This window comes from Vibrio antiquarius (assembly GCF_000024825.1).
Classification (GTDB): Bacteria; Pseudomonadota; Gammaproteobacteria; order Enterobacterales; family Vibrionaceae; genus Vibrio; species Vibrio diabolicus.
The window spans coordinates 205,106-222,235 of record NC_013457.1; the positions used below are offsets into that span (position 1 = coordinate 205,106).

General features: G+C 42.5%; 16 protein-coding genes. 7 read left to right on the plus strand and 9 right to left on the minus strand.

What is annotated here, in order from left to right; genetic code table 11:
- Nucleotides 1–195 precede the first annotated feature (195 nt).
- Entirely contained in the window at nucleotides 196–1,830 is a 1,635-nt protein-coding gene (locus tag VEA_RS15995; protein WP_012842315.1) for an ATP-dependent endonuclease, read from the plus strand.
- Nucleotides 1,831–1,981: 151 nt separating this feature from the next.
- Here the strand turns inward: VEA_RS15995 and VEA_RS16000 are convergent, their stop codons facing one another.
- Both VEA_RS16000 and VEA_RS16005 read right to left on the minus strand, forming a co-directional pair.
- Nucleotides 1,982–2,464 (minus strand): DUF1097 domain-containing protein, encoded by a 483-nt coding sequence (locus VEA_RS16000; RefSeq protein WP_005395520.1) that lies wholly within the window; start codon nucleotides 2,462–2,464, stop codon nucleotides 1,982–1,984.
- Nucleotides 2,465–2,906: 442 nt separating this feature from the next.
- Complete coding sequence (locus tag VEA_RS16005) at nucleotides 2,907–3,812, minus strand: LysR substrate-binding domain-containing protein (RefSeq protein WP_012842316.1); 906 nt, start codon at nucleotides 3,810–3,812, stop codon at nucleotides 2,907–2,909.
- A gap of 304 nt (nucleotides 3,813–4,116) precedes the next feature.
- Between VEA_RS16005 and focA the strand changes: the two genes are divergently transcribed.
- On the plus strand, nucleotides 4,117–5,568 hold the full coding sequence (gene focA / locus VEA_RS16010) for a formate transporter FocA (RefSeq protein ID WP_012842317.1): 1,452 nt from the start codon (nucleotides 4,117–4,119) through the stop codon (nucleotides 5,566–5,568).
- A gap of 138 nt (nucleotides 5,569–5,706) precedes the next feature.
- Here focA and VEA_RS16015 read toward each other — a convergent pair whose 3' ends face one another.
- From VEA_RS16015 to VEA_RS16025, 3 genes are all read right to left on the minus strand, one after another.
- Nucleotides 5,707–6,276 (minus strand): YceI family protein, encoded by a 570-nt coding sequence (locus tag VEA_RS16015; protein WP_005395526.1) that lies wholly within the window; start codon nucleotides 6,274–6,276, stop codon nucleotides 5,707–5,709.
- Nucleotides 6,273–6,812: a cytochrome b gene (locus VEA_RS16020; protein WP_012842319.1), complete on the minus strand. Its 540-nt coding sequence runs from the start codon at nucleotides 6,810–6,812 to the stop codon at nucleotides 6,273–6,275. The genes VEA_RS16015 and VEA_RS16020 overlap by 4 nt, the downstream gene beginning before the upstream one ends.
- 174 nt (nucleotides 6,813–6,986) lie before the next feature.
- Nucleotides 6,987–7,229 carry a DUF2164 domain-containing protein gene (locus VEA_RS16025; protein WP_012842320.1) on the minus strand — a complete coding sequence of 81 codons (243 nt, stop codon included), beginning with the start codon at nucleotides 7,227–7,229 and terminating at the stop codon, nucleotides 6,987–6,989.
- Between the two features lie 186 nt (nucleotides 7,230–7,415).
- Between VEA_RS16025 and VEA_RS16030 the strand changes: the two genes are divergently transcribed.
- Both VEA_RS16030 and VEA_RS16035 read left to right on the plus strand, forming a co-directional pair.
- Complete coding sequence (locus tag VEA_RS16030) at nucleotides 7,416–8,048, plus strand: hypothetical protein (protein WP_005395531.1); 633 nt, start codon at nucleotides 7,416–7,418, stop codon at nucleotides 8,046–8,048.
- Nucleotides 8,049–8,234: 186 nt separating this feature from the next.
- On the plus strand, nucleotides 8,235–9,023 hold the full coding sequence (locus VEA_RS16035) for an EAL domain-containing protein (protein ID WP_005395532.1): 789 nt from the start codon (nucleotides 8,235–8,237) through the stop codon (nucleotides 9,021–9,023).
- A 27-nt stretch (nucleotides 9,024–9,050) separates the two neighbouring features.
- Here VEA_RS16035 and VEA_RS16040 read toward each other — a convergent pair whose 3' ends face one another.
- Nucleotides 9,051–10,310, minus strand: a complete 1,260-nt coding sequence (locus tag VEA_RS16040; RefSeq protein ID WP_006742246.1) for a DEAD/DEAH box helicase — start codon at nucleotides 10,308–10,310, stop codon at nucleotides 9,051–9,053.
- A 67-nt stretch (nucleotides 10,311–10,377) separates the two neighbouring features.
- Nucleotides 10,378–10,980, minus strand: a complete 603-nt coding sequence (locus VEA_RS16045) for an acyl carrier protein phosphodiesterase (protein WP_006742247.1) — start codon at nucleotides 10,978–10,980, stop codon at nucleotides 10,378–10,380.
- Between the two features lie 568 nt (nucleotides 10,981–11,548).
- Between VEA_RS16045 and VEA_RS16050 the strand changes: the two genes are divergently transcribed.
- Entirely contained in the window at nucleotides 11,549–12,979 is a 1,431-nt protein-coding gene (locus VEA_RS16050; RefSeq protein ID WP_006742248.1) for a methyl-accepting chemotaxis protein, read from the plus strand.
- 429 nt (nucleotides 12,980–13,408) lie between these two features.
- Here the strand turns inward: VEA_RS16050 and VEA_RS16055 are convergent, their stop codons facing one another.
- Nucleotides 13,409–14,077, minus strand: coding sequence for an HAD-IA family hydrolase (locus VEA_RS16055; protein ID WP_005397612.1), 669 nt, complete (start codon nucleotides 14,075–14,077; stop codon nucleotides 13,409–13,411).
- 194 nt (nucleotides 14,078–14,271) lie between these two features.
- The gene (locus tag VEA_RS16060) at nucleotides 14,272–14,781 is read right to left on the minus strand and encodes a hypothetical protein (RefSeq protein WP_006742250.1); all 510 of its coding nucleotides are present in this window, start codon (nucleotides 14,779–14,781) and stop codon (nucleotides 14,272–14,274) included.
- 262 nt (nucleotides 14,782–15,043) lie between these two features.
- Here VEA_RS16060 and VEA_RS16065 point away from each other — a divergent pair, with 262 nt between their 5' ends.
- A complete protein-coding gene (locus tag VEA_RS16065) occupies nucleotides 15,044–15,514 on the plus strand; it encodes a CreA family protein (protein ID WP_005397614.1) in 471 nt (156 codons plus the stop codon).
- 220 nt (nucleotides 15,515–15,734) lie between these two features.
- Nucleotides 15,735–17,039 (plus strand): inosine/guanosine kinase, encoded by a 1,305-nt coding sequence (locus tag VEA_RS16070; RefSeq protein ID WP_006742251.1) that lies wholly within the window; start codon nucleotides 15,735–15,737, stop codon nucleotides 17,037–17,039.
- The last annotated feature ends 91 nt before the right edge of the window (nucleotides 17,040–17,130 follow it).

Here is a 17,130-nt window from a genome sequence, read left to right on the forward strand (position 1 = left end):
TTGATTTCATGTTTAAGTGATCACGATGCTATCTACACTACTTTTGAAAGCAAGCGTCGCTTGTTGCGGTCTCTATTCAGTAAGGGGCTCTCGTAATTTTGTGAACTGAGCTTAACTCCAATATTTCGAATTAATATATGCTTAGGAGTAGCAAAATAACTCTCTATAATTCAAATAATTGCAAGGAGGATTGAGATGAGACTAGAACGCATCGAAATCTCCGGGTTTAGAGGCATCAAACGCCTTTCACTCTCTTTTGACGAACTCACTACGCTCATCGGTGAGAACACGTGGGGCAAATCATCATTGCTCGATGCCCTTTCTATCGCGCTACCTGCTAATGGCTCATTGTATCAATTCGAATTAAAAGATTTTCACGTTGATTATTCAATTTCTCATCCACAAACCCAACACTTGCAGATCATTGTTTGCTTTAAAGCACAAGACAAGAACGAAGTAAAAGCTGGGCGTTATCGACGGATAAAACCTGCATGGTGCACAAACGAGGATGGTGAGCAGGTCATTTACTATCGAATTAGTGCGTCTCGCGACGAGTATGATATTAAAACTGAATACGCATTTTTGGATCATAACGGTAAGCCGAAGAAACTGCACCACTCTGAGAAACTCGCCGTAGAGTTGATGACTCTTCACCCTGTTATCCGCCTACGAGACTCCCGACGCTTTCCAGATCTAAACCACGTCAACGGCGACAGCAAAAATGCTAGGATTGAAAAACGAATCAATAACACCTGTCGACGGCTATTGGCGATGCCTGGGCACGTAAACAAGGGTGAGATTCGCAGTAGTCTCGATTCAATGCAAACACTTGTCGAACACTATTTTGCGTTCCGCAGCGTCAGCAAAGGTAACCCACGAAAACCTCGTGATGGTCTTTTTTATACAAGCCCTTCCTCTGATAAAGGATTAAGTCAATTCCTTAAGGAAACAAATGATAAACAAAGCCGCTTGCTTTTAATGGGGCTTCTCAATGCTTACCTTCAAGCAAAAGGCCCTACCGATTTAAGACGCTGCGCAAGACCTATACTGATCATCGAAGACCCGGAAGGCCGACTACACCCAACTCATCTCGCTAGAGCGTGGTCATTATTGCAGTTGTTGCCAATGCAAAAGATTTTAACTACCAACAGCGGTACGTTACTTGGCTCGGTTCCACTTTATTCAATCCGGCGTTTGATTCGCTTGTCAGACCGAACCATTGCCAAGAGCTTAAACTCTGCCAAGTTTGGTAGAGATGAGTTACGCCGAATTGGTTTTCACATTCGTTTTCATCGCTCAGGGGCGTTGTTTGCACGGTGTTGGTTGCTCGTAGAAGGCGAAACTGAAGTTTGGTTATTTCATGAATTGGCTCGTCAATGTGGATATGACTTAGCTGCGGAAGGAGTTCAAATCGTTGAATTTGCACAGTCAGGACTGAAGTCACTGATCAAAGTAGCAAAAGAGTTCGGTATCGACTGGCATGTTGTTACCGATGGTGACCCGGCAGGTAAAAAGTACGCGCATGCCGTGAGAGCGCAACTCGATCATGATCAGGAAAGGCATAGACTTACAGAGTTACCTGATCGAGATATAGAACATTTTCTATATAATCATGGGTTTGAACTTTTCTTTAAGGACATCATCAAAGTTCCTCATGATCACCCTATTCCAGCTAAAAAAGTCGTAAACCGTGTTTTGAAAAAGCATGCAAAACCGGACTTAGCTTTGGCCATTGTATCTCACTGTGAAGAGAGAGGTATGGAGTGCATTCCTGTACTTCTGCGTTGGACACTTAAGCGCGTTGTCACCATGGCAAACGGTAATACATGAGTTAGAGTATTTCACACTCACACCTTGCCTTGTAATACAAAAAAAGCACACCAAATTGGTGTGCTTGTATCAAACATCATTAATTTTGATTAAAGGTATTGAGAGGGATAAAACTCAATACACAGTGGATACAAATAAGATCGGGGGTTCACTACTGTGCTTGCTCAGCAAGCGTAGAAGAAGTAGTGCTTGATTTCGTATGCAACCAAAGTCCAGTCGCTTTCATTAGATAACCAAACACACCACCTAGCAGCAAAGATGGAATGACAAGTTGCCAGTTTCCATCAGCGGCAAATGTTGCGCAGGAACCAATAAAAGTGCCTGGAATGTACGCGAGCCAAGCCTGTTTCGCTTGAATACACATGAAAAATGCCACAATAGCGGTAATCACATAACCGATAATTTCCAAACCAACGTAAGTTGAACCGTGGATAATTACCATTGCCCAGAATACACCCGTCATATTAGTGATTAAGCTGATACCAAGTCCTTTCAATCCGCTAGTTGGCGCAGCAAAGTAGCTCGTGCAACCTAAAAAACCAGCCCAAGAAAGCAAACCTAAAGAAATGGCGATCCAACCCCATACGCCAGATAAAATTCCAGTAGTGATAGAGATAGCTAAAAGTGTCGTCATGGTAGTCGTACCTGCTTGGCTATTATCGTACCCATATGGCTCAATAACTGCCTTCATACATTGAAATCAAGGACACATGTTAGATACATCAGTCTTGTTTATCGGTGATAATGATCACAATAAGGTTATAACAATTTCATGACTTGCACTAAAAGTTTGACGCAACCGATAAATCAACAGATTTAGGGAATGAGTATTTCTAATACTCGGTAAAAAAGGATGTGTGTAGGACAGTTCCAATAGGTCACTCCAGCAAGCTTTAACGAGACTGGAAGCTAATATCGGCGTGCAGAATCATGGTTCACCAAGTGAGTGCATAAAAGCTCCTGAATCACGCTTATTCTTCGAAGTTCAGTATACTGTACATAGAAATATGCCACTCCCAATTAAGCGAGTGGCATTGCTGTGCTTCTAGAGTTTATTGCATGTATTGAGTAGTAACTTACAATACCGAAGGTTTGCCTTTCATCATTCGCAGACCTTCTCGTTTAATGCAGTCGACTAGTGGGTTTTCTGCCATATCAGCTCGCCATATAAATGAAAGTGTCCTTTCCATTTTTAGCTCGGGCACATTTAACGCAACAAGATGATCCGCTTCTATATATCGCTCTACATCTAAATACGGTAAACAAGTAAGGTACTGGCCGTTAGCAACTAAACTGCGTAACACCGGAACGTGCTCGTACTCTCGCCACACATCCAAATCTTCAATTAGATGATGAATAGAGCTATCAAATGTTTTTCGTGTGCCAGAGCCATGCTCTCTCAACACCCACTTCGCTTGTTCTAACTGCGCGAGGCTTACAGATTGATTGCGAGCAAAAGGATGATGAGAAGCAGCGACAACAGTAAGATGGTCTCGGCACCAGACTTCTTGGTGCAAACGGTTATCGTCACAACGCCCCTCGATGATCCCTAAGTCATATTTATAATCTAATACGCCATCAATAACCCCTTTTGTACTCTGCACACCAAGGGAAATACGCATTTCTGGAAAGTCATTATCAATGATACTGATAAGGTCTGGAACCAGATGCTCTGCCGGAGTTTGACTCGCGCCCATGCGAATCTCACCGCTTAACAAATGTTGCTCATAAAAGCCCATTTCAATCTGCAGTGCGTCTTGTAATAAGCGTTTTGCTTTTGGTCGTAACCACATACCCCAATGGGTTAACGCCATTTGCTTGCCCTGCCTCTCAAATAAAGGCCTGCCAAGCATTTTTTCTAATTGCGCAAGCGACATACTTGTCGCTGATTGTGTCAAAGCCAGTTTCTCTGCGGCCTGGCTTACACTGCCGGTATCTGCAACTGCGTCAAAAACCGCTAATTGCTTAAGTGAGTAGCGCAAAGTGTCCTCCATTATTGGTGAGTATTTTTCATACCCTCACAATCGTTAAAAACATGCCCCAATAAGCAATAGAGTTCATTTTACCTAGCCGCATAAAGTTATCAATTAATTTGATGAGGTTTCTAAATATTATCAATTTTACCTACCAAACCCTTCTCCTTATTCTGACTGTGCGGTTCGGGAACACCGCAAGCCTCAATGACTTTGAGACTGAAGTCATTGAGGCTTCTAAATAAAAACAACAATTTCATTTTTGAGTTAATAACCAAGGAATTTTTATGCGATTACAAATTAAGGAGTCAATATGGCGGTGACCAGCTCTCAAAATCACCAGTACTTTTCTCCAAAAGAAATGATGGCTGAAGCGGAAAAATTTGCGTTAAGTAAAGCAAACAAAACCAGCAGTATGACACTGAGTCTTGCCATCATGGCGGGCGCGTTCATTGGATTGGCGTTCTTGTTTTACATCACGGTGACTACTGGCAGCGCTGGCGCTGGTTGGGGCTTAAGCCGTCTTGCTGGCGGATTAGCATTTAGTATGGGCTTGATCCTCATCGTGATCTGCGGCGGTGAACTATTTACCAGCTCAGTTCTTTCCAGTATCTCATGGGCCAATAAGCAAATCTCGTTCGGAAAAATGCTTTCTATTTGGGGCAAGGTTTACGTTGGCAACTTCATTGGTGCGATGTTCCTACTTGCGCTAGTTACTGCAGCTGGTCTTTATCAAATGGATAGCGGTCAATGGGGGTTAAATGCGCTTAACATCGCGCAGCACAAGCTTCATCACACTCTCATTCAGGCGTTTGCGCTCGGCATCCTTTGTAACCTATTGGTCTGCCTCGCGATTTGGTTAACGTTTAGCTCTGCAAATGCAATGACAAAAGCAGCAATGACAATCATGCCTGTGGCCATGTTTGTCAGCAGTGGCTTTGAACACTGTGTCGCGAACATGTTTATGGTTCCACTTGGCATTGTTATCGCGAATTTTGCGCCTGAGTCTTTTTGGGCCTCCGTCGGTGTGCCCGCTTCACAGTACGCAGACTTAAATATTGGCCACTTTATTACCGCTAACTTAATTCCTGTCACGCTTGGCAACATCGTCGGCGGAGCGGTTTTAGTTGGTCTTGCAAACTGGTGTATTTTTCGCCGACCAGAACTAAAAGCAGCGAATATATCTTCTATCACAACGACTACAACACTCTCGTCAGTTAAGGATTTCACCATGAAAAACGCATCTTTTGTTAAAGACATTATGAACCCAAAACCAGTTACCATCAGTGCAGAAACACCGATAGCAATCGCACTAGATGTGCTACTTGATAACAACGTAACTAGCGCACCTGTTGTAGACGTACAAAATCGATTGGTTGGCTTCTTCTCTGCTCACGATGTGATGGTAGAACTATGGTGTGAGGACTACATTCCGGTGAAAGACCAAAAAGTCGTCGACATCATGAGCCGCGATGTGGTCGCAATTGATGCTGGTGATCGTCTCGTTGATGTTGTCGAATTCCTATGTATCGATAAAGAGCAGTTGTACCCAACGAGCAGCATGGGCATCGCCACTCGCATGACGTCTCTATCTTTAGAAGAACGCGCAAAAAGCATCAAAGTGAGCAAGCCACAAGTACTTCCTGTACTTGAAAATGGCCAGATGGTCGGTGTTGTTACTCGTACTGAAGTATTAAAAGCACTACGCCCGATTTTTGGTGAGCGTTTAAACCTAGTAGAAAAAAACGAGTTAGAAACAGCGTAATTCATTAAACGCTTGCAACGTCTGTTGGCTTTCAATCGCTGTCACTGACTGGCTTGCCAATGTTGTCGATTGTGATTGAGGTAATAAAAAAGCGCTCTTTCGTTGAAGAGCGCTTTTACTGTATCTAAAAGAAGTTCGTTACTTCTTAACGCCTTCGATATGAAGTTCCATATCAACATAGCTTGAAGCGCCCATTACTGGGATATCAAAGTCAGCAAGCTCAAGGCGAGTGTTACCAACGAAGCCAGCGCGCTCACCACCCCATGGGTCACTACCTGCGCCAACGAATTCAGCTTCGATAGTAATAGGCTTAGTAACACCGTGTAGCGTTAGATCACCAGTTACATCTAGCTTGCCATTACCTTTATCAACCACTTTTGTGCTTTTAAAGGTCGCTTCGCTGTATTTACCAGCATCAATGAAGTCACCACTACGAATGTGCTTGTCACGTTCAGCGTGGTTGGAGTCTAAGCTAGTTGTATCAACAACAACATTCACTTTTGAATCAGCAATGTTGTTCTCATCAAAAGAAAAGTCACCAGAAAATGTATTGAAACGACCTTTGATGAAGCTGTAACCCAAGTGGCTAACTTTAAAGTTAATTGAAGCGTGAGCACCTTTGGTATCGATGACATAATCTGCAGCTTGCGCACCAAATGGTAGTGCCATAGCGATAGCTAATCCTGTAGCGAAGAGTGACTTTTTCATTTTGAAGCTCCTAACATTTTTCTTAATGTGTTGTCTTTATCGATAAAGTGGTGTTTTAGCGCAGCAATAGCGTGCAAACCTGCTATCAGGATGACGGCCCAAGCTGCGTAGAAGTGAATTTCACCCGCTATGTCTGATTGTCCTGGGAATAACTCTCCCGCTCCTGGCACGGTAAACCAATTAAACACTTCGATACCGCGTCCATCAGACGTTGAAATGAGGTAACCTGAAACAAAGATGGTGACCAATAGTAGGTACATAACACCATGAGCTGCTTTAGCAGCAAGCACTTCGTAAGGTTTGCCTTCTACCTTTGGTGACGCCGTAACATGTTTCCATACAATGCGTGCCAAAGTTAAAATAGCGAGTAAAATACCGACAGAGCGATGGTAATGTGGCGCAGTTCGATACCATTCGCTGTAATAGCTAAGGTCGACCATCCACAAACCCACTGCAAATAGACCAATAATGCACAGCGCAGATAACCAGTGCATCACGCGTGCAGTAAGGTTGTAATTCTTTACCAGTGTATCCATCTCAAGTTCCTAGATATATTCCTAAGTTAATGTTGAGCAAGAAACACTACATTAACCTATTTACGTCATATGAAACAGATTATTTACCATCATTTACATCCAGCCAATGGCACCGTATCTATCAAGTTGTTCGAATTTTTTGAAGGAACTTTAAATCGTTTATAAAACTGAAACTTACAGCTTAACTTCTTGTTCTATCTCATACAGCTCTTCGGACACTTCTAACATTCTACGTTCAACCAGTGATTTTGCATCTTCCACCCCCTTGTTGTAATAAATTGGCCCTAGTTTTTCTGTAATGAAATCAATAAGAAATGCACTATCGAACTGGCCAATCTCAACATCGAGTTCGTCCTGCATATAATCTTGAATGGCGGTTGCCAGCGTTTCTTTTTGTGCACGTTCTAACTTTATCATCTTTGCCCTTTTTCAGAATTTTGTTCTATGTGTGCTTCTATCGTCTTGCTCTCTTAAAGAGTAGGCGCGATCATTTGTGAGAAATTTGGTGTTTAGATCAAGAAGTTGCCGAAGTAAATTAGTCTATTCTCAAAAGACTATGCTAACCTTTTGCAGTTCGTTTTGTTAATTATTAAGGGATATTCTTTGCTACTCGACCTAGTGATTCAAAGTGTTAATGATTTTCAAGACGACTGTCTTAAGCTGTGTGAAAAGCATTACCCTGCGGTACATAACCAAGGCATGAGTGAGCATCATCTTGGTCTCGCGTTTTCAAGAAGAATGGAACACACTTTCCGTCACTTCGGATACAACAGCGTGGTAAAACCAATTGAAGTTTTAAATACGCCGGACCTGCCTCATCACTACCGTATTTCATCTGAAATAGGTACGGTTTGGGTCCTGAGTCACCATATGGTCAGTGCGGGAAAATCTTGTCGAGAAAACTTACTCTCATCAATTACGGAATGGCAAAGCGAATATGGTTATGCGCTGCAACCGAATGATCTACTCTTTTTAGTTTGTGATCATTGGATCAGTCGCAGCAAAACGAGCCGAGAGTTGCTTCATTGGTGGATGGGAGAACTGCCCGATCAGATCAACGAATACACGGAGCAAGGCATCACGCTGTACACCAGCGAATCGCAGCTCACGCAATCGTTAGACACTCGATTTGGCATTAGCCCTTGTTACATTAAGTTTGGTCATCCTTTGCGTCGCTCGAACAAACAACAGTTGGTCAGAAAATACTTACAACTGTATGCAGTACTACAATGGTAACATCAAATTGCAATAGGAAGATTGTCAGTCATTTCATCAATTTGTTTGATATCACTCGACAAATCTAATCATCTCTTACCATCGTTCTTGCTTGAGTTCATGAGCCCACTTAGATTCACTGCCAATGAAATAAAAAATTAGCACGATAGCGCTGATGTAGAAGCATTGATTTAGGTTGTTGTAACAATGATGAGCACCTCGCAACTCCTTAGTTGCATCCGCAAACAAGCCGACGGGCAATATATTGCGAAATACGCAAAGCTCACTCTTCGAAGTGTCTTTCAACCTATATATAAAAAAGATATTTCTATCGTTGGCCTTGAGGCACTAGTAAGAATTACCAATGCTAATGGCACCATGATCAGGCCAGATCAGTTTTTCCAATCAAAAACCATTGCCGCTCAAGACCTACTCAATGTCGAACGCTTAAGTCGCCTAATTCATATCAAAAACTTTGCCCAATCTCACTTTCACAATAAACAACTGTTTCTTAATGTATTACCAGAAGCAGCAAAAATACTAGCCAGAGACATCACGTACAATAGGCTGCTAAAACAAACCATTTATCAATCTCATTTAGTAAATGAACAAATCGTCATGGAGTTGCTTGAGTTGAACGTAGAAGACGAGTCCTCGTTGTCGCAAGCAGCTCGTGAATTAAGCCAAGGCGGGTTTAAATTGGCGATCGACGATTATGGCGTCAATGCCTCAACAATTGAACGAGTGAAAGGCGTTCGTCCAGACATAATAAAGATGGATCGCTCGTTAATGCTGAGATACGAAAATGGTGACTGGAAAGCTCTAGTCGATGCATTATCACTAGCAAGAACGTTGCGCTCTAAAACCGTTATCGAAGGAATTGAAACCGAGCATCAACTTAACTTAATGAAAAAACTCGGTTTCGATATGTATCAAGGATACCTACTCGCTATCCCGCAAACGTTAGACGTTTATGAAGAGGCAAAAACAGCCTGACTATGTAAGAACAAAAGTTTGTGCGGTTTAGCGAGAGTTACGTGATTTACCACGGTTCTTATGAATCGCTAATTTTGCTTTTAGCTTACGCTTCTCTGATGAACGGCTTCGACGGCGCCCACTACCATTTTTCTCAGGCTCGACTTCTTCTATAAGAGTTGGCTCGAAGCCTGCCAACCATTCTTGCGGTAGGCGTTGATCAAGCAAATTCTCGATAGCATGCAATAAATATTCTTCATCTCGACTCATTAGAGACACAGCTAACCCCGACTTTCCTGCACGGCCAGTACGGCCTATACGGTGGACATAATCTTCGGCTTTAAATGGCATATCAAAGTTCACCACTTGCTCTAACTCTTGAATATCCAGTCCTCGTGCTGCTACATCTGTCGCAATCAACGCACGCACCTTACCTTGCTTGAACTCATCCAACGCTCTTTGACGCGCACCCTGTGACTTATCCCCGTTAATTGAAACCGCTTTTATGCCATCTAACTTAAGCTCTTTTGCTAGCTCATCGCTACCTTGCTTAGTTTTTGTAAATACAAGCACTTGCTGCCAATTGCGCGAGCCAATCAAGTACGCCAATAATTCACGTTTACGCTTTTTGTCTACCGGATAAACCATCTGTTTTACTGTTTCAGCCGTCGTGTTTGCTGGTGACACTTCAACTTCAACCGGCGATTCCATGAGTTTGTACGCAATAGTCTTGATTCGCTTTTCAAATGTCGCAGAGAACAACAGGATCTGTTTTTCGGCGGGTAAACGTCGGAAGATGCGTTGCAAGTCAGGCCAGAATCCCATATCTAACATACGGTCGGCTTCGTCTAGAACGAGCATACTGGTTTTGGAGATGTTTACGTTGCCATTAAACAGATGATCCAAAAGGCGACCTGGTGTTGCAATCAAAATATCAGCGCCCTCTTCTAACTTCCTCTTTTGTACGCCAATGCTTGTACCACCATAAACACACACAATGCGAAGTTCGGTTTGTGCAGAGTACTGATTCAAATTATCAAATACCTGCTGCGCAAGCTCGCGTGTTGGAACCAAAACCAATGCTTGAGGCGTACCGTTGAGTTTCTTTTGCTGAACGGTTTGTATAATAGGTAAACCAAACGCAGCTGTTTTCCCCGTACCAGTTTGTGCAGCAGCAAGTAAGTTCTTTCCTTCAAGGACATGTGGAATAGACTTTTCTTGCACTGGTGTTGGCGTCACGATATTTAGATTGCTTAGCGTCTCGATTAGCTTTTGTTCAATGCCTAAGTCAGCAAAATTAACAGACATGTGTAACCTCATTATTTTTGGAGCGCAGAGTTTACCAGAGCCCCAATAGCCATACTACTTTTCTATCTCATTGGACTGAATCAATAAGCTGTTGCTGAAAATCATACGACTGGCGTAAAACGTCTCGATAGAGTGTCGAGAACTTCTCTTCCAATACTGTGTAATCACTCTCAATCACTTTAAATGTTGTAGTAAGGTCAGCCATTCTCGGACTTCTTTGCGACATTCGATGTAATGCAAATTCGATACTATCCAGGTCTTGGTATGACTGAAGCCATCGACCTTGCCACATCCGGCTGTGGAGCACCAAAAAACGCGGCGGCAAATGTTCATTAACGTCACGGTTTACTCGCTCGTATGCCGAGTCGACAAAGTGTTCGAGAGATACGGCATAAAAGTCGTCCCAGTGTTTTGCAAGACAATGGTCCCAGAACATATCGAGAGCGATAGGGGCAAAGCGCCGCGCAGTACCTTTGAAGTGAGGTTTGCATTCGTTAACAATAGGATGGTGATCGGTAATGCGGTCAACAAATCTATGCAATTTGATGCCGTTCGAGATATCACGTTCATACAGCTTGCTTGGATCTCCTTTTACGAAGTCTCCAAGCAAGTTTCCCAATAAATGGCTGTTACAGTGGTCTGCGATATGCAGGTGGGCTAGAAAGTTCATCCGACGCCAGTTTTGGCCTTTAAGGCTTGGTGTGACATGAACTTAGTATAACGTCAATTACGACGAGATGAGAGTGTTCCGCTATTCGGCTTCGTTGTCTGAGCCAACGTATTCCGACAAGATAATGCCAATTTCAAGCGCATCTAGCAGCTCTAGGCTCTCATCGTTTTGGTATTGGTCGCTCATTGTGACCTCCTTTATTTTAAGCTCTCTTGCTTGTACTTGCTGACGGCTTGGCCTTGCCATATCCACCTCAACAGCTCCTTTTTATAGTCTTTATATGACACATTCATGACAGCGAGAAGTAAAGATTTAAAAACCTATGAGCAGAATCAAAAGTAAACGTTTGCAACCAGATTTCATATCTACTTAGCACTTCAGAGAAATAGCTCTTTTATCAATATTTATGTCAATTTAAAGATATAACATACCGTTATAGGCGTCCTTAGATCTCATTTCTTAAACTAAATTTAGTTTTCGTTACATATTTTGCTGATTAACTTCGCATATTTTGTTTCGATATAGCAATAGATTTGGTCAATATCTTTTATCTCTAATGGAGCTTTAAATGAGAGAAGTTGAGTTTAGAACGATAGACAGGCTGTTTATCAAGATGTCTATCAACGACAAAATGTGGGTTATATTCCTGCTGTTTTTAGTAGCCCTCACTTCTGTGGCTGGAAGCCGCTACTTCAATGAAATACAACAATTTAAACAACAAGCGATTTCTGCTAGCGAAGCGAAACTTTCTGGTATTGTTGACGCTCAACCTGGTCATGTTCCACAAATTGACGGCGTATCGAAATCAAGTCGCGTAAGCGAGGGCTCTTTTGTTGATGGCTCTGTCACCGCTTATGCAAATTTGCATTCTGGCGAAGTGATTAAGTTGACTCAAAACGTATCCGCGCAATACGAATCTGCAAAGTCGTCAGCCTTAACCTCTCTGTTACTCAGCTTTTTATGGGTTGTTCCTTTTGCCCTTTTCTCTTACTGGGTTGCGACCTTTATAGGAGGCGCCCTGTGGGTTTTATATACGACAACCGAAAAAATTGGTGAAGGTGATTTAACCTCTCGCCTTGGCTTCCATCCTGGTCGAGACGAGTTTGGCACCATTGGTTGCGCGTTAGATAAATCGATGGACACCTTAAGTGAACTGGTTAACAGTGTGAAAAATAATGCGGCTACATTGAGTGAGACATCTTCTGCATTCGAAAAAGATATGCAGTTGAGCGAAACGCAGATATCTCATCAATATCAAACACTCGATTCCGTCGCGACAGCAATGGAAGAAATGACAGCCTCTGCAAAAGAAGTATCCAACATTTCCCAACAAGCGACGATGCAATCCGATCAGGATGCTCAAAAGATCGAGCTAAGCAGAAATCGCGTGCAAAATGTGATTGGAGAAATTGAGACGTTATCCAGCTATATTGAACAGGCTTCCACATCAGTAACCAATTTAAATGAAAACACGACGCAGATTAATGACGTTATCACAACGATCAATGCCATTTCAGAACAAACCAACCTATTGGCTCTGAATGCGGCAATTGAAGCAGCACGCGCTGGTGAACAAGGTCGTGGATTTGCTGTGGTTGCTGATGAAGTGCGTACATTGGCAAGCCGAACTCAACAGGCAACAGTAGAAATTCAAGCCATGATTGAGAAACTACAAACCGAGAGCCAGAACATTGCTTCAATCACTGATCGAACCGTTCAACAAGCGCAAACCAGTAGCCAGCTTATTGATGAAATTGGTCATGATGTGACGTCTATTGCTGAATCCGCACGCTCATTGATGGACATGAGTATCCAAATTTCCACCTCAGCAGAAGAACAAAGCGCAGTCGCCAATGATATTGCATCTGAGCTTTCAGAAATTCGCAGCCAGTCGAGCACAATCAGAGAAGTTGCAGAGCAATCTACCGTAGGGGTAGCTAATCTCACTCAGGCGTCAGTGTCTCTTGGTGAGGTATTACATCGCTACCGCACAGCATAACTTTGCAGCATTTATGATCAACAAGGGCTCCTCAGGAGCCCTTTTCTTTAAACCGTTTTCAGCCGTTATCGTCGATATTTTCTACTACACACAAGTGGATATTTGAAGTGAATCTCAAGTTCTCGCTGTACCTGATGAAATAATGTTCATAAACAAAGCGTTCCGCTATGCTTAATCCTGCCAATTCCAATTTGCTGCTGGAAAACAATATGAATAATTACAAAGATACAAAAGACATCGCAAACCTAAGTTGCCCTCTCTGCCAGGGGGATGAATATCTCATTTCATCGGATGGAGAGAAATTCACATGCGCTGCTTGCGGATTTCATACAAAAAGCTTCTCATCCATCCAATGCCTACATCAAACCCCTTACCTACAGTCCAAACTTAAACATATCCATAGCTTAAGTACGGTGTGCCATTAAGAGATTAAACAGAGCAGCTAAATAGCTGCTCTTTTAATTCATCTAAATGTTGAATGCGAATTACGCGTTCATCATCAACACGATTGATTGCCTCACCATTAAATAGCTGTACGGTTTTAATGCCAGCGTTTAGTCCCGCTTCTACGCCTTTAGGTGTGTCATCAATATAAAGACAGTCGCTTGGTAAAAAGCCCATGCTCATTGCACTGTACATAATTAAGTCAGGTTCAGGCTTCCAACTATTCGCATCGAATGCAGAGAACACTTTCCCTTGGAAAGCATCGAGCAATCCTGTTAACTCCAATGCGTATTCTATTTTATCTTTCGGCCCATTGGACGCGACACAATATTCGATATTATGCGAATCTAAAAACTGAATTAATCGCTTTGCGCCATCCATCGGTTGTAAGTGGCGAACAAAAAGAGACTGGACTTCTTCACGGTATTGCGGCTCTAAGACATCAATAGGGACTTTGATATCTTTCAGCTCTTTAGTATCTAAAAGGATGTCAGCGAGCTTTCCTCCTTTAAAATGAGAAACGCACTCTTCCATCGTTAATTCTGCGCCATGCAGGTTAAATACATTGACGAGAGCTTGGCAACACAATCGTTCACTATCGACCAACGTACCATCACAATCAAATATCACGCACTTAATATTGGTAATTGCCATAGCCATCTCCAGACATCTTAAAGGCTAATGCCCTAGCTGATTTTAAAAATGTTGGCTTAATCTTATTTAAGTTTGGGATTGTTGAAACGACGAGCTTGGCATTTCATAGAAATAGAGGGGAGCAATTACAGTTTTTCTAAGCAAGATCACCTATCGTCATCTTGCTTTGCTTTTTATGCATTTGAGTGCGCAAATTAGCTTTCAATAATCACCGAATCTAAAAGCTTGTGTTCGGTACTTAGTCTTTTAGCAAGATCCGCCACAAACGAACTCTTGTATTTTGATTCAGAAACCGCGACATCAGAGATAAGCGTGTTTCCTTCAAGGTGGCTAATAATAGCGGCACCAATTGGAGCTCCAGATTTAAAACCAACATATAATTCAAAATCTGGCGTTAGAATTATCTGAGTGAGATATTCCACAATCATATCTTTATCGTACTGTTGATCCCAACGCTGAGACTGCAGGACAGAAAACATGATAGTAAGTCGGTGAAAATCGACCAGAAAAATATCGTCAGAGCTAAATTCAGAATTACTCTCAAGTAGCGTGTCTTTGTCGACCACTTGATAGGTTGCTTGTTCTAGTGCTTTGAAATAGACATCACGCCCTTTCAGACTCTCTGGTGTTGGAAATTCAACTTCAACCAGATCATACAGCCATGTATTTTTACGCTCGATACTGGCTAACTGTTGTTCATTCATTTTGATACCTTAGTTGCAAAACGAAATGTGCAAAGTGTTTCATTCTCACATAGAGTGAAGCTTAGACAGAGCGACAAGCGATATAAAGTCATATTGGGAGAAAGTATGGTCACTCTAACTCATCATTTCGTTTAGAGCAGTACATTAGCATGAAGCCTACAACAAACCTAGCGTACGTAGACCTTTCCTTGGCTAAATTTTGTTTTAGTTGCAAACCTCTGATAGATTTCATCAATATCTTTCCTAGTTAAGGACAAAAATAATGAAAAAGATGCTGTTAAGTGCATTGCTTGCTACTACGCTGGTTGGTTGTTCAGATAACGATGTTGCTGATGTAGGACTCGGTTGGTTTACTTTGAAAGACATCAAAGTAGGTGAATTAAAAGACGAGGTAGTCACGGGGGTAACGTGTCATATAGCTTCTATCGAAGCCGATTTTAGCTTAGCGGATCCAAGTGACAGCTCAATATCATGTCGTCAGACTGGCGAAATCACGCCGGAAATGATTGCAAAAATAGATAAAAGTAAGTCTGGCGAAATTGTATTTAAGAAGTCAAAAAGTATTTTCTTCAAAACAATGAAGGTTCGCCGAATTTATGATGCAGACAACCAAACCTTACTCTACCTGTCTTACACAACAAAAGAGACAGACGGTAGCTTTAAGCACAGCCTATCGACGGTTCCACTTTGGGGCACCAAGGCTTACGTTGAGCCAACAGAAGTGAAAAAGTAACGCAGCTAATTTTGGGTAGCTCCAAGCTCGTTGTTAAAGAGAATAACCGATCAACGACCAATTGCAGTACTATAAGCATCAGTAATTTAGGCTATCTTGGTCGCAATTTCTCCAGCTCGCTGATTTTTTCAGCGGGCAAACTTCTTTGTAATAAAACGCCACGATTTTCATTTTTTTGTGATACAATCCCGCCTCTTTTTTTTCTCACTCAAGAACAAGCATGAAGTTTCCTGGTCAGCGTAAATCTAAACACTACTTCCCAACTCACGCTCGAGATCCATTAGTAAACCAAATCCGACAAGCGCCTAAGCTATATCGCCCAACTATTGTTGGTGTCGGTCAAACCATCGTAGATATCGAAGCGCGTGTAGATGATGCGTTTTTAGAAAAATACAACCTAAGTAAAGGACATTCACTCGTTCTTGAAGAAAGCAAAGCAGATGCACTTTACGAAGAACTGGTTGAGCAAGGCCTGATCACACACCAATACCCAGGTGACACGATTGGCAACACGCTCCACAATTACTCAGTATTGGCGGATAGCAAATCCGTTTTGCTCGGTGTGATGTCCAAGAACATTCAAGTTGGTTCTTTTGCTTACCGTTACCTTTGCCGCACGTCTTCACGCATGAACCTCAACCACCTACAAACGGTAGATGGTCCTATTGGTCGTTGTTATACCCTGATTTCTCAAGATGGCGAACGCACATTTGCTATCAATGAAGGTCACATGAACCAACTACTTCCGGAAAGCATTCCTGAAGAGATCTTTGAGAAAGCATCAGCTCTGGTTGTTTCTTCTTACCTAATGCGCGGTAAAGAAGAGGATCCAATGCCGAGAGCAGTACAAAAAGCGATCGACTTTGCCAAGAAGCACGATGTCCCTGTTGTACTGACTTTAGGCACAAAGTACGTTATCGAAGGTAACGCGCAGTGGTGGCAAGAGTACATTCGCGAGAACATATCTGTTGTTGCAATGAATGAAGAAGAAGGCGCCGCATTAACAGGCGAGACAGAACCGCTAGCGGCTGCTGATAAAGCACTTGAGTGGGTCGATCTTGTTCTATGTACTGCTGGGCCAAATGGCCTATACATGGCAGGTTACACTGACGAAAAAGTAAAACGAGAAACCACACACGACATTCTTGAAGGCTCAATTGAAGCCTTTAACCAATACGAATTTAGTCGTGCGATGCGTAAAGGAGATTGTGAGAAGCCAATGAAGGTATACTCTTACATTGGTCCTTACTTAGGTGGTCCACTAGAGATTAAGAACACCAACGGCGCAGGTGATGCGGCGCTTTCTGCTTTACTGCACGATATGGCTGCAAACTCTTTCCATCAAAAAGAAGTGCCTAACTCAGAAAAGCACGAAGTACGCTGTTTGACTTACTCATCACTTTCTCAGATCTGTAAATATGCAAACCGAGTAAGCTATGAAGTGTTGACGCAACACTCTCCTCGCCTATCGCGAGCACTTCCTGAACGAGAAGACAGCTTAGAAGAAACTTACTGGGATCGTTAAGATCACAGCTTTAAAGCTAAAAATACATCAAGGTCACCATTTGGTGGCCTTTTTGTTTTGATCTGGCGCAGTAATTAGTAGATTTTGTTAG

Coding starts and splice junctions, on each gene's coding strand:
- VEA_RS16070 (WP_006742251.1), top strand. CDS start 15,735: ATGAAGTTTCCTGGTCAGCGTAAATCTAAACACTACTTCCCAACTCAC.
- VEA_RS16035 (WP_005395532.1), top strand. CDS start 8,235: ATGATGAGCACCTCGCAACTCCTTAGTTGCATCCGCAAACAAGCCGAC.
- VEA_RS15995 (WP_012842315.1), top strand. CDS start 196: ATGAGACTAGAACGCATCGAAATCTCCGGGTTTAGAGGCATCAAACGC.
- VEA_RS16020 (WP_012842319.1), bottom strand. CDS start 6,812: ATGGATACACTGGTAAAGAATTACAACCTTACTGCACGCGTGATGCAC.
- VEA_RS16050 (WP_006742248.1), top strand. CDS start 11,549: ATGAGAGAAGTTGAGTTTAGAACGATAGACAGGCTGTTTATCAAGATG.
- VEA_RS16045 (WP_006742247.1), bottom strand. CDS start 10,980: ATGAACTTTCTAGCCCACCTGCATATCGCAGACCACTGTAACAGCCAT.
- VEA_RS16025 (WP_012842320.1), bottom strand. CDS start 7,229: ATGATAAAGTTAGAACGTGCACAAAAAGAAACGCTGGCAACCGCCATT.
- VEA_RS16040 (WP_006742246.1), bottom strand. CDS start 10,310: ATGTCTGTTAATTTTGCTGACTTAGGCATTGAACAAAAGCTAATCGAG.
- VEA_RS16015 (WP_005395526.1), bottom strand. CDS start 6,276: ATGAAAAAGTCACTCTTCGCTACAGGATTAGCTATCGCTATGGCACTA.
- VEA_RS16065 (WP_005397614.1), top strand. CDS start 15,044: ATGAAAAAGATGCTGTTAAGTGCATTGCTTGCTACTACGCTGGTTGGT.
- VEA_RS16055 (WP_005397612.1), bottom strand. CDS start 14,077: ATGGCAATTACCAATATTAAGTGCGTGATATTTGATTGTGATGGTACG.
- focA (WP_012842317.1), top strand. CDS start 4,117: ATGGCGGTGACCAGCTCTCAAAATCACCAGTACTTTTCTCCAAAAGAA.
- VEA_RS16060 (WP_006742250.1), bottom strand. CDS start 14,781: ATGAATGAACAACAGTTAGCCAGTATCGAGCGTAAAAATACATGGCTG.
- VEA_RS16000 (WP_005395520.1), bottom strand. CDS start 2,464: ATGACGACACTTTTAGCTATCTCTATCACTACTGGAATTTTATCTGGC.